General features: G+C 43.0%; 12 protein-coding genes. 2 read left to right on the top strand and 10 right to left on the bottom strand.

All coding sequences use genetic code 11. The features are described 5' to 3' along the window. Positions 1–186: 186 nt before the first annotated feature. A complete protein-coding gene (locus tag RMZ42_RS09160) occupies positions 187–600 on the top strand; it encodes a hypothetical protein (RefSeq protein WP_322671123.1) in 414 nt (137 codons plus the stop codon). Between the two features lie 141 nt (positions 601–741). Here the strand turns inward: RMZ42_RS09160 and RMZ42_RS09155 are convergent, their stop codons facing one another. The 3 genes from RMZ42_RS09155 to RMZ42_RS09145 all read right to left on the bottom strand — a co-directional run bounded on the left by RMZ42_RS09155 (position 742) and on the right by RMZ42_RS09145 (position 2,346). Continuing rightward, positions 742–1,008 carry a type II toxin-antitoxin system RelE/ParE family toxin gene (locus RMZ42_RS09155; protein WP_322671122.1) on the bottom strand — a complete coding sequence of 89 codons (267 nt, stop codon included), beginning with the start codon at positions 1,006–1,008 and terminating at the stop codon, positions 742–744. Further along, positions 995–1,219, bottom strand: coding sequence for a hypothetical protein (locus tag RMZ42_RS09150; protein WP_322671121.1), 225 nt, complete (start codon positions 1,217–1,219; stop codon positions 995–997). Before RMZ42_RS09150 ends, RMZ42_RS09155 begins: the two co-directional genes overlap by 14 nt. Before the next feature lie 149 nt (positions 1,220–1,368). Next, entirely contained in the window at positions 1,369–2,346 is a 978-nt protein-coding gene (locus RMZ42_RS09145; RefSeq protein ID WP_322671120.1) for a threo-3-hydroxy-L-aspartate ammonia-lyase, read from the bottom strand. 325 nt (positions 2,347–2,671) lie between these two features. Between RMZ42_RS09145 and RMZ42_RS09140 the strand changes: the two genes are divergently transcribed. Further along, on the top strand, positions 2,672–3,484 hold the full coding sequence (locus RMZ42_RS09140; protein ID WP_322671119.1) for an SDR family oxidoreductase: 813 nt from the start codon (positions 2,672–2,674) through the stop codon (positions 3,482–3,484). Between the two features lie 233 nt (positions 3,485–3,717). On the opposite strand, the gene RMZ42_RS09135 is transcribed toward RMZ42_RS09140, so the two are convergent. The 7 genes from RMZ42_RS09135 to trpA form a co-directional block, all read right to left on the bottom strand. Next, complete coding sequence (locus RMZ42_RS09135) at positions 3,718–5,043, bottom strand: alkaline phosphatase PhoX (RefSeq protein ID WP_322671118.1); 1,326 nt, start codon at positions 5,041–5,043, stop codon at positions 3,718–3,720. A 327-nt stretch (positions 5,044–5,370) separates the two neighbouring features. After that, positions 5,371–6,441: a 3-deoxy-7-phosphoheptulonate synthase gene (gene aroF / locus RMZ42_RS09130; RefSeq protein ID WP_322671117.1), complete on the bottom strand. Its 1,071-nt coding sequence runs from the start codon at positions 6,439–6,441 to the stop codon at positions 5,371–5,373. 299 nt (positions 6,442–6,740) lie between these two features. After that, entirely contained in the window at positions 6,741–7,844 is a 1,104-nt protein-coding gene (trpD, locus tag RMZ42_RS09125; protein ID WP_322671125.1) for an anthranilate phosphoribosyltransferase, read from the bottom strand. 40 nt (positions 7,845–7,884) lie between these two features. Beyond that, complete coding sequence (locus RMZ42_RS09120) at positions 7,885–8,019, bottom strand: hypothetical protein (protein ID WP_322671116.1); 135 nt, start codon at positions 8,017–8,019, stop codon at positions 7,885–7,887. 72 nt (positions 8,020–8,091) lie between these two features. After that, positions 8,092–9,321 carry a tryptophan synthase subunit beta gene (gene trpB, locus RMZ42_RS09115; protein ID WP_322671115.1) on the bottom strand — a complete coding sequence of 410 codons (1,230 nt, stop codon included), beginning with the start codon at positions 9,319–9,321 and terminating at the stop codon, positions 8,092–8,094. A gap of 53 nt (positions 9,322–9,374) precedes the next feature. Further along, a complete protein-coding gene (locus RMZ42_RS09110) occupies positions 9,375–10,598 on the bottom strand; it encodes a tyrosinase family protein (protein ID WP_322671114.1) in 1,224 nt (407 codons plus the stop codon). 198 nt (positions 10,599–10,796) lie between these two features. Further along, positions 10,797–11,630 carry a tryptophan synthase subunit alpha gene (gene trpA / locus RMZ42_RS09105; protein WP_322671113.1) on the bottom strand — a complete coding sequence of 278 codons (834 nt, stop codon included), beginning with the start codon at positions 11,628–11,630 and terminating at the stop codon, positions 10,797–10,799. Between the last annotated feature and the right edge of the window lie 195 nt (positions 11,631–11,825).

Genomic DNA, 11,825 nt, shown 5'->3' with positions numbered 1-11,825 from the left:
AGTATAGAGAAATACCCGTGTTTCCATGATTCATCCCGCATTTATGCAACGCCATAAAAGTTAATAGAGATTTGCAGGAATTTTCTCAGGCTGATCGATACGGAAGTTTTTTAAAGTAAAGAAGCTTAAATCAGTGAATTCGAGAACTGATAACCAAATAAATAACTGCATTAAAAGGTAGATTTTATGGCTAGACTAAAAAGAACTTCCCAAGTGCTAGAAAAAGCAGCACGTCGTGCAGCTAGTATCAGTTCAATCGATCCAAACTTAGACGTGAGTAATGGACTCACTTTATTTGCGTACTCAAGCCTGATTGAGACAATGCGAAATAAAGAAAATATTTACAACACTGCGCTTTCTAACCTAGATAAGATATACCGTGAAATGTTAGAAACAGAGCAGCAGTTGGCAGACATGACAGAACACATACTCATGGGCATCGGGGCTAAATATGGCAAAAGCAGTGTAGAGTATGGTATGGCGGGAGGAGTTCCTAAAAACCAACGCCGGAAGCGATTGCGAGGTGAATCGTCAATTGTTAGTAATGAGCCACCGTCAATAATTGTTGGTGTGAATAGCAATGGCAAAGTAAAAGCGTAGTAAAAGCATAGCGTGTGTTAGGGCTTTAGCCTAACGCACCATCTTATGAGCCGATGCATTAGGCGCTTAGATTATGTTTTTATTGATAGCGATATGAGAGTATGAATATAAAGCTTTTATCCTGCTATTAGTGTTGCTGTCTTACTCGTTGCGGTAAACCTCTTTACGATGCCCTACTTTCACAACACTAACTATTAATACATCATCAAAAATATCGTATATAACTCGGTAACTGCCGACTCGGATTCGATAACCATTGTCCGAATCTTCTAGCTTAACAACCCCATTAGGGCGGGGATTATCAGCTAGCTCGTCTATTTTTGTTTGTATCCTTGTCCGTACTTTTATAGGTAATTTTTTAAATTGTTTAAATGCAGTATTAGAAAATTCAATTTTATATTGATTCACTGGCTAATTCTCGTTTAACTTGCTCCCAAGAAATAGTACCATTTTTCTTAATATCTTCCCGTCCTTCATGTAAAGCTTTAATATCCTCTTGGTCTTCTGCTTTCCGAATGTCTAAAAGTTCTATGACATCCTCTAAAGTATCTTCATAAGCTTGTTCTAATCGCTCATAAATAGCTTTGATTAAAGCTTGTTTTCTTGTTGTAGTTTCCATTTTTACCTCAATTCCAACATATAGTGAGTTTAGCTTCAATAAAGTTACTATAGCCTATCACTATAATTTTACTGTATCAGCCGATCCCATAGCCGTTTAACTGAATAAATGCCCAATTTGTGTAGAAACTTTGCTGGGAATTTAACTTTTCAATCCAATCCCACAGAAAACAATTTACCAACTTGCGCCAAGTCTACATTTCCACCACTAATGATGACACCAACTCTCGCTTCTGGTGCTGTCACCACACCTTCGAGTAAAGCAGCAGCAGCTAATACTCCAGTAGGTTCAACGACAATTTTCAGACGTTCCCACAAGAAAAACATGGTGCGAAGAATCGCCTCTTCAGATACCGTCACCATATCATCGACGTAATGCAGCACTAAGGGGAAAGTAATTTTACCAAGGCTAGGAGTCCGCGCGCCATCAGCGATGGTATTAGGGTTTTTGACTGTTTGCAGAGTTTTGGTGTGAAAGGAGCGGGTAGCATCATCGCCAAGGGCTGGCTCTACCCCAATTACTTTACAATTAGGTAAAAGGGACTTGGCTGCGATCGCACATCCTGAAAGTAATCCACCACCGCCACAACAAACTAATAGTAAGTCCAATTCACCAACTTCCTGGATTAGTTCTAAAGCGGTTGTCCCTTGTCCAGCAACGACATGGGGATGATCGTAAGGGGGAATGAGTGTCAAAGAGCGCTCATCTGCTAAATTTTGAGCTAATTCTTCCCGGTTTGTTTCTTGGCGATTGTACAAAATTATCTCTGCACCATAGCCACGAGTAGCAGTTTGTTTGACAACAGGTGCATCATCAGGCATGACAATAGTGGTGGGAATATTTAGTAATTGTCCAGCTAAAGCGATCGCTTGGGCATGATTTCCCGATGAATAGGTGATAACGCCTGTTTGTTTTTGTGCTACCGATAGTTGCGTTAAGGCATTGTATGCACCTCTAAATTTAAATGCTCCCGTGCGTTGAAAGTTTTCGCACTTAAAGAATACTTGGCTATTGGTGCGATCGTTAACGATTTTAGATGTTAGTACAGGCGTGCGGTGGGCAATTCCCAAAATTCGCTTTTGTGCTGCTTGCACGTCAGTTATAGTAACGGAATTAGGTTGTGGCATTGATGATATGTAAAAATTCAGGAGTCAGAATAGTTAAAGAATCAGGATAATATTTGATAATAAATATACCAAATATACTAGATTCTTTTTAAATACTGACTTGTGGATACTGAATTCTAATGGCGAGATTAAATATTCTTGCTCTTGTTTATATAGATACAGTTTTTTATATTTGCGTTTAATATCCTTGATTGAAGCATACTTGTTTCAGGTGGATAGCATCATTTATTGACTGCATAGAAATAGCTACAGCAAATATTATATATTGCTGTAGCTAAATTTATAAAACTTAAATTAATTAATTCACATTCGCCATTTTTCTAGCATGAATAAAACATCTGAAAGTCGGCAAAAAAGAACTGCTTTAATTACAGGAGCGGCTAGTGGTATAGGCTATCAATTAACCCAAATTTTTGCTCGTCATAGTTATAATCTTGTTTTAGTAGATAAGAATGAAGAAAAACTTACTGAAATTATAGATGAATTTCCCCAAAAATGTGGTATTGCCGTCAAAATTTTTGTTAAGGATTTATCTATCCCCACATCCCCAGAAGAAATTTTTACAGAATTACAGCAAGCATCCATCAAGATTGATGTGCTAGTTAATAATGCTGGTTTTGGTACTTATGGAGCATTTAGCGAAACAGACCTCAGCACTGAATTGAAAATGCTTCAGGTAAATATGGTCAGCCTGACTCATTTAACGAAGTTGTTCCTCAAAGATATGGTCGAGCAAAACTATGGAAAAATATTAAATGTGGCCTCAGCCGCGGCTTTTCAACCGGGGCCTTTAATGGCAGTTTATTTTGCTACTAAAGCTTATGTATTATCATTTTCAGAAGCGATCGCTAATGAATTAGAGGGTACAGGTGTCAGCGTGACTGTTCTTTGTCCAGGGCCAACAGCATCAGAATTCCAACAAAATGCTGCAATGGAAGATTCAAAGATTGCTAGTGTTAACAGAATGATGGATACGGAAACTGTCGCTAGGATTGGTTATCGGGGCTTAATGAAAAACAAAACTGTTGTTGTTCCTGGGATGAGAAATAAAATATTAACTGAAAGCGTCAGATTTACACCCAGAAATTTAGTCACAAAGGTTGTTAGAAGTATGCACGAACTTCAAAAAAAGAGGTAGTTCTAGATTTTAGATTCTTTTCAATAAGACCCGAACAATGGATTTTTTAGAGTAAATAATTTTGCTCTGGCTGGTTAAGAGCCTAAAGGCTTTTAACCCATTCTGAGTGGGCTTCTGCCTCCAGTAGCTTGACAAGAGGCAGAAGCCCACTTTAAATACATTCCCAGCCTGGAGGCTGGGAACAAGGCAATAAGGCTACACAAACCTTTGGGCTTTTCTTAGTACCATTTATATTAGCCTCTATTACTATTCCAAGGCCCCCAGATAGCTAAAGTAATACCAGGGCTTTGAATGTTAACAAACAAAGTACGACCATCAGGTGAAAAGCAGGCTCCAGCAAACTCACCTGTTTGGAGGGCATTACGTGCAAATTTGTAGATTTCACCACTGGGAGTAATACCAATCAAGAAATTGTCACCGTCTCCGTCCTCACAAAGGATAAGATCGCCACAAGGTGCTACGACTATGTTATCGGGCATATCGAGTTCATCTTTAGATTGAGACTCGACAAACAATTCAATTGTCTCTTCACCCGGAATATAGCGCCAGACCTGGCCACCGCCTACAGGGCCACCATCTGTAGCAGTGAAGTAAAATTCTCTTTTGCCATTTTTGCCTTTCTTATCCTTGTTGTTTTCATAATAGATGCCTTCCCCACGGCTAAACTGGGCTGCACCTAAGTTGCGACCTTGCACTCTGACATTATCTGTAGTTGTTGGGTTGGGGTCAGGAATATTCACCCAATCTACAGCTAACTTCTGCCCTACTACGAAACCGGTCTTGGTGTTGACTCCTGGTCTACCTATAATCCTCAGAGCTTGAAGAATACCTCCTTGTTTTAACCGACCAGGAACTTTTGGGATAAAACGGTAGAAGAGGCTATCTCCTCTATCTTCAGTTTGATAGACATATCCAGTTTTGGGATCTACAGCTACAGCCTCATGATTAAACCGTCCCATCGCAACTAGAGGCACTGGAGCTACAGGAGAGGTGGCGCTAGCTGGAACCTCAAAGTTGTAACCGTGTAACTTTGTGACTCCATTAGTTGCACTTGGTATAGTTGTATCTTCTTCACAGCTAATCCATGAACCCCAAGGAGTTAAACCACCAGCACAGTTACGAATGGTTCCGCCGAGAGAGCTAAACTGTTCGATCAGCTGGCGATCGCGTCCAACAACCAGAGTCGTAGTGCCACCTCTGCAAATGGGATCGTAGGGATTTGGTACTTGTACTCGCGTATCGGAATTGATGCTAAGTTCGTGATTGCGAACCAGAATGGTTGTGTTTTTGGGCCCAGGGAAGGCTGCCATACCATCATGATTGCTAGGCTCTAGATTGCCATCGCTCATCAAGGTTCCAGTGCGAGAGATGACTTGATACTCAAATCCGCTTGGTAAATCTAACAAACTATTGGGATCTGGTAAAAGTGGGCCATATCCTTTACTAAGTTTTTTACCAAAAGCTTTTCTGGCAAGAAGACCTTCCAAAGGAGACACCATCAAAGTGCCGACGGCAGTAGTACCTGCTACTGCAAAAAATTTACGTCTTGAAAGCGTCATGGGGATGATTTGGTTACTTCAGATAATGCTGAAGAAAAAATATTTGATTGTGATTAAGTTTGGGTAATGCTTTATTTAATTTAGGTTAGTTAATCAAAGATGAATTTATATAAATATAGCAAGGGACTGGGGACTGGGGACTGGGGACTGGGGACTGGGTGAAAAGCCTTTTTGTGTCTAAGTTTTATTGTCTGTTGATGTTCTAACCACCAAAGCTTGTGCTATAAGTTTTATCTAAACAGAAATCAGGAGTCAGAATTCATTCTGACTCCTGATTCTGACCAAAGGCGAAACATCTCCGGCTTCGCTCCTGAATTTTGTTTGAATTTAACGCCCACCAATGCGATCGAATGCAGGTGTAGGCCAGCGATCGACTAGTTTGCCCAAGACTGACATTTCTTGAACCAAGCGGTCAAATTTCTCAGGGGTGAGAGATTGAGGCCCGTCAGATAAAGCTTTTGCGGGATTGGGGTGAACTTCTATCATTAAGGCATCTGTACCAGCGGCGATCGCAGCCATTGCCATCGATGGCACATATTCAGACCTACCAGTACCATGACTGGGATCGATCATAATTGGTAAATGGGTAAGCGATCGCAACACCGGAAGCACTGATAAATCTAAAGTATTGCGGGCATATTTACCATCAAAGGTTCTAATTCCCCGCTCACAAAGAATTACATTGGGATTTCCAGATGCCAAAATATATTCTGCCGCCATCAGCCACTCGTCAATTGTGGCAGACATTCCCCGCTTCAGCAGCACTGGTTTATCTTGAGCGCCTACCTTTTTCAGCAGCGAGAAGTTGTGCATATTTCGCGCCCCAATTTGGATGATGTCAGCTGTTTTCGCCACTGCTGATAAATCGGCAGCATCCATCAGTTCTGTGACGATACCCAAACCAGTAGCTTCCCGCGCTGCTGCTAACAAATCTAAAGCGCTTTCACCATAACCTTGAAAAGCATAGGGTGAAGTACGGGGTTTGTAAGCTCCGCCACGTAGAAAGTGCGCTCCAGCTGCCTTCACCCGCTTTGCCGTTTCGACAATCATCGCTTCATTTTCAACAGAACAAGGCCCGGCTACCACTACAATCGGATGATGTTCGCCGAAATAGACACGACCGTTAGGTGTAGGAACAACAACCTCGCTAGCTTCTCCATGACGGAATTCTCGACTTACCCGCTTGAAAGGTTGTTGCACTCGTAATACTTGCTCAATCCAAGGGCTAAATTCCTGAACCTGTAATTTATCAATGCTTGTAGTATCACCAATTAGCCCCAGCACAACTTTATGAGTGCCAACACTTTTTTCTACCGTCACTCCCCAAGTGTCTCTCAGTTCTTGGCTAATGCGAGTAATTTCCTCAACAGGTGTACCGCTCTTAAGTATGATAATCATCTGTTTTTCCTTCTGTATAGTTTTTGGGTGTAATACAATGCGTTCGTAGGGGCACAGCAATGCTCATTGGTGTCAACTTCACGCGAAACCTCACGTCCGCCAGCGATTGTAAATCCCTGTCTCATAGTTAAACTCCTCTGAAGAGGACTAAAGAGCGCGAAAATTTTCAGTCTACTTCAGTAGACTTGAGCAATTAGTCAGGGAATTATATTCCCTGGCGGGTGAACTGGCGGGTGAACAACGCCTAATCAGTACGCTATTTTTGGCTTAAGTTGACACGCATGAGCAATGCTCTGCCCCTACCTTGGTGATTCATGCAAAAATTCTGCAAGTTGTTCTAGTTTTGTCCAAGCTGCGCCGCTTTGCAGAATTTCTTTGGCAAGGGCAATACCTTTAACACAACCTGCTAAAACATCAGTTTCCCCATCAATAGCTTCACCAACTTGCAGGGCTAAGGCTGTATTTAAAGCGACTACATCTTGTTGCGCTTGCGTACCTTTACCTTGCAAAACTGCCTTCAAGATTTGGGCATTTTCTTGGACATCTCCACCGCACAACGCCGCAGTCGGTGCAAAACCCAAACCCAGTTCTTGAGGATTGAGCGTTAGAGAGCGGACTTTTTTATCTTGGAGTACAGCCAAGTCAGTGACATCTGCCAAACCCGCTTCATCTAAACGTTCCCGTCCGTGGAGGGCGATCGCTTGCTGACATCCCAGTTGGGATAAGGCTTGCACAATCTCTTCTAGTAAAAGCGGGTCGTTGACACCAATAATTTGCCCTGTCGGCCGCATCGGATTTACTAGCGGGCCGAGTAAATTAAAAACAGTCCGCACTTTCAAAGTTTTTCGCAAAGTTGCGATCGCTTTGAGTGCAGGATGCCAACCGGGAGCAAACAAAAAGGTGATTCCAACTTCGCCAACTGCCGCTTGTACTTTTTCCGGAGTGGCGTTAAGATTTATACCCAAAGCTTCCAGCACATCAGCCGAACCAGTCTTGCTGGATGCCGAACGATTGCCATGTTTGGCAACCTTTACCCCAGCAGCAGCGGCCACAAAGGCAACAGCAGTGGAAATATTAAAGGTTGAAGCACCATCTCCACCAGTTCCACAAGTGTCAATTAAGGGGACTGGGGACTGGGGACTGGGGACTGGGGATTGGGATTGTAAGACGGTGGCCATGCCAACTAATTCTTCGGCAGAGACGCCTTTAGCTTGAATTGCGGTTAAAATCGCTCCTGATAGAACATCGGGAATGGCGTCTGTGAGCCAACCTTGCATCAAATCCGCAGCTTGGGAAACCGTCAAGGATTGGCGATTTAGCAACTGTTGCAATAAAGCTGGCCAGTTGTAGAACTCAGGAGGGATGGAGATGTTTTCAGGTTGAGTTTGAGTTATAGCGATCATATTGGTCATTGGTCATTTGTCATTTGTCATTTGTCATTTGTCATTGGGCATGGGGCATTGGGCATTGGGCATTGGGCATTGGGCATTGGTCATTGGTCATTTGTACTGAGAGAACGCGAACAGCGCCTGGTAGAGAAGCTGTTGGCGCAGCCTCTCTAAGAGTTGTATTGGTCATTGTTCATTTACGAAGGACAAAGGACAAATGACAAATGACAAATAACAAATGACAAATGACGACAAGAAAAAATTAAGGAATCAGGACTTTAGCGACAGTTTGCACATCTTTGTCACCTCTGCCGGAACAATTGATGACGATGCGGAGATTGCCTGTTAACTGTGGACAAAGGGTTTCTAGATAAGCGATCGCATGAGCTGTTTCCAAAGCTGGGATAATCCCTTCTAGTTGGGAAAGTCTTTGGAATGCATCTAACGCCTGTTTATCGGTAACGCTGTAATATTCGGCGCGGCCAAGATCCTTTAAATAACTATGCTCTGGCCCAACACCTGGATAATCTAATCCGGCACTAATTGAATGAGCTTCGATGACTTGACCATCATCATCTTGCAGTAAATAGCTCATGGCACCGTGCAATACACCTATTTTACCTTTTGTCAAGGTTGCAGCGTGTTTTTCTGTATTTACACCTTCACCCGCAGCTTCGACTCCAATTAGGCGCACCGAAGGTTCATGCATAAACTCATTGAATAAGCCGATCGCGTTGGAACCTCCACCCACGCAAGCCAGTAAAATATCTGGTAATCCTCCCCATTTTTCTTGGCATTGAGCGCGAGTTTCTACACCAATTACCGCGTGGAAGTCACGCACAATCATCGGGTAGGGATGAGGCCCAGCAACGGAACCGAGGATGTAATGGGTTGTTTCCACATTCGTCACCCAATCTCGAATTGCTTCCGAAGTTGCATCTTTGAGAGTTCCTGTACCTGCTTCCACTGGTCGAACTTCTGCACCCATTAATTTCATGCGAAACACATTCAGGGCTTGGCGTTCCATATCCTGGACGCCCATGTAAATCACACATTTCAAACCAAATCGCGCACACACAGTTGCAGTTGCTACGCCATGTTGTCCTGCACCTGTCTCTGCAATCACCCGTTGCTTACCCATGCGTTTAGCGAGTAACACCTGAGCCAAAGCATTATTAATTTTGTGAGCGCCTGTATGATTTAAATCTTCGCGCTTTAAATAAATTTGCACTCCCGTGCCATCTGGTCTAGCGTAATGAGCTGTCAGGCGTTCAGCAAAATATAATGGGCTGGGTCGTCCTACATAATCACGCATTAAGTTTTGCAATTCTGCTTGAAAACTCGGCTCATTGCAATATTGGTGATACGCCGCTTCCAATTCACTTAATGCAGGCATTAAGGTTTCCGGGACATATTTACCGCCGAATTTTCCAAACCTGCCCAAAGAATCTGGTTGTACAGTTGCAGTATTGATGTTTAGTATGTTTACCATTGGTTAAAATCCTTTCATGTTCAAGTATTTTTTACTCTGGTTCTAACTTTGAATCATCTTTGGGTTTTCCATTCCCAGGTTTGGTAGGTATAGCCCAGTTTTTGGTGATTCAAAACGTCTATAGGGCGCACCAAATCGTCAGAGTTAAAATTTGGTAATAGCGATAGTAAATCTCCTAACGCCGTAGCTTTGGGGGTAGACATACCGCCGTCCCAAGGCCACATTAGGTCTTTAAGGTTGTGCCCGTAAGGTTGACCATTGGCAGGATAAAAATCGCTACCTTGATGACCGTTGTCTTGCCATTCAGCCCAGAGGCGGTCTACGTTGGCATGATGCAACCAAAATACTGGGTCATAAGGCGAACTTGGGATATTGCCCATAGTACCTAGACCCTTAAACTTTATGGGTGTTGTGCTTGCGTCTATTTGTACCCCACCGACTAAGCCATGAATGTAATTGTGTATAAATCCTCCGGGGGTGACTTTACCCTGCTCATCTACAGAGATAAATCCTTCCAAAGCAGGGCGAAATAGAGAATAGTTATTCAGGCGGAGGGCACGCTCAACATCTTTTTTGGGCACAGGATAATCACTGGCAGGAGGTAGTCTGAGAAAGCGGACAAGTGATGTACCTAATGATGTTTGGGTTTCTGGGTCAATATTTAATGCTGGATTCATCACCCAGCCATTTGCTGCCGAAAAAGCCCCAGGTACAGCGCCGCCTGTAAAGTTTCCTTGATTTGGAATTTTGATGGTTACTCCTTGACCGTTAGAACCAAGAAAGTCATCATTAAAAATTACATCAAGTGCTTTGGCGTCTGTCCAATCCCAGTATGGGAGAGTAACAGTTGGGTCTACTGCTTGCAGTGCTTGTTCAAATCTGCGGATATATTCTCGATGCCAAGGGAAAAATGCGGCATTTTCATGAGCAAGTTCTTGGACGGAACCATCGGAATGTCCTTTATGATTGTGAATCAAGCGTGTTGCCCCTATATGTATGGCAACGAATTGGTCGTAAATACTGACCTTACTACCTGGGGGTATGACAGTTTTTAAGGTTTTGAGAGCCTTAACGAAGGCTGTTTTCTCTGCTGATGTTAGGTCAGTTACGTTCTTTCTTACAGCTAGGTGAGCGTATTGCCCTGGAAGATTATGATTCCAATGGTATTTGTATTGTCCCTTGTCAAGGCGATCGTGGGCGAAGACTGTAAGGGCACAGCTGCTAACTATAAGTAAGCTATAAATTAATATTTTGACCGATTTCAGCAGTAGTTTCATTGTCTTAATGGAATAAGAGGAGCAGAGGGGTGCTACGTTGTATACACAAGTCTGAAATACTTTACTCACCTGGTTTTACCCCACCCTAACCCTCCCCTTGTAAAGGGGAGGGAACTAGATTCCTGTTTCCCCCCTTTACAAGGGGGGATTAAGGGGGGTAATTTAATTTGTGTATGCTCCCCAGGTCTGCGGATGAATTTATCCCACCTCTTGAAGAGATGGATTTTTGCGCTGACTTTTTGTGATGGCTGCTTTAAGTTCTCGACAAAATTCTTCCACGGCTTGCAATCCTTCTGTTGGGCTACCTTCAGCTAAACGTTTGACAAAGGCGCTGCCAACAATCACTGCATCTGCACCCCATTCCATGACTTGATGTGCTTGTTCTGGTGCGGAGATGCCAAAACCAACGCCGATGGGTTTATTGGTGACGCTTTGCAACTCGGTAATTAAATGCTCTACGCGGTTTTGGATTTGAGCGCGGATACCTGTAACGCCTGTAACACTAACTAGATAGATAAAACCCTGAGATTGACGAGCGATCGCAACAATTCTATCTTGAGAACTGGTAGGAGCGACGAGTAAAATTACCTCAATTCCAAAAGAGGCAGCAGTTTGAATTAATTCTTCTGCTTCTTCTAAGGGTAAGTCTGGTACTACCAATCCCTGCACCCCAGCAACAGCAATTTGCGCCAAAAACAACTTAATACCCCGATGCAAAATGGGATTGTAGTACATAAATAGAATTATCGGCGCTTTTAGGCTAGGAATGACTATGTGCAACATCTCTAGCACTTGCTCTAATTTCGTGGCTTTTTGTAAAGCGCGGGTTGCTGCTGCTTGAATCACAGGCCCATCTGCGAGAGGATCGGAGTAGGGAACGCCCAACTCGATAAAGTCAGCACCGTTGCGATCTAAGATGCGTAAGGCTTCGGCAGTAGTTTCTAAGTTAGGATCGCCTGCTGTGATAAAAGGAATTAAAGCACACTGTTGGCGATCGCGTAAAGCTTGAAAGGAATCGGAGATAGAGGTCATGCTGAAAAATAGTTAATGATTGTTTAATAGTTTTAGAATAATTTACACTTAGCAATTAGCGATGCCCATGCTAAATTTTTTGTTAACGAGTCTTTGATACTCGTGAATGAGGCTTTTATCTCCGTTAACGAGTCTTTTATCTCCGTTAACGAGGCTTTGATACTCGTGAATGAGGCTTTTATCTCCGTTAACGAG

This window comes from Nostoc sp. DedQUE05, assembly GCF_034530955.1.
GTDB lineage: Bacteria > Cyanobacteriota > Cyanobacteriia > Cyanobacteriales > Nostocaceae > Nostoc.
The sequence above is the reverse complement of the archived record's forward strand: the minus strand, read 5'-3'. Positions and strand labels throughout refer to the sequence as shown.

Bases quoted from the DNA above. Each gene is read 5' to 3' on its own strand.
- RMZ42_RS09145 (WP_322671120.1), bottom strand. From the start codon at position 2,346: ATGCCACAACCTAATTCCGTTACTATAACTGACGTGCAAGCAGCACAA.
- RMZ42_RS09150 (WP_322671121.1), bottom strand. From the start codon at position 1,219: ATGGAAACTACAACAAGAAAACAAGCTTTAATCAAAGCTATTTATGAG.
- RMZ42_RS09160 (WP_322671123.1), top strand. From the start codon at position 187: ATGGCTAGACTAAAAAGAACTTCCCAAGTGCTAGAAAAAGCAGCACGT.
- aroF (WP_322671117.1), bottom strand. From the start codon at position 6,441: ATGATTATCATACTTAAGAGCGGTACACCTGTTGAGGAAATTACTCGC.
- trpB (WP_322671115.1), bottom strand. From the start codon at position 9,321: ATGGTAAACATACTAAACATCAATACTGCAACTGTACAACCAGATTCT.
- RMZ42_RS09110 (WP_322671114.1), bottom strand. From the start codon at position 10,598: ATGAAACTACTGCTGAAATCGGTCAAAATATTAATTTATAGCTTACTT.
- RMZ42_RS09120 (WP_322671116.1), bottom strand. From the start codon at position 8,019: ATGACCAATACAACTCTTAGAGAGGCTGCGCCAACAGCTTCTCTACCA.
- RMZ42_RS09140 (WP_322671119.1), top strand. From the start codon at position 2,672: ATGAATAAAACATCTGAAAGTCGGCAAAAAAGAACTGCTTTAATTACA.
- RMZ42_RS09135 (WP_322671118.1), bottom strand. From the start codon at position 5,043: ATGACGCTTTCAAGACGTAAATTTTTTGCAGTAGCAGGTACTACTGCC.
- trpD (WP_322671125.1), bottom strand. From the start codon at position 7,844: ATGATCGCTATAACTCAAACTCAACCTGAAAACATCTCCATCCCTCCT.
- trpA (WP_322671113.1), bottom strand. From the start codon at position 11,630: ATGACCTCTATCTCCGATTCCTTTCAAGCTTTACGCGATCGCCAACAG.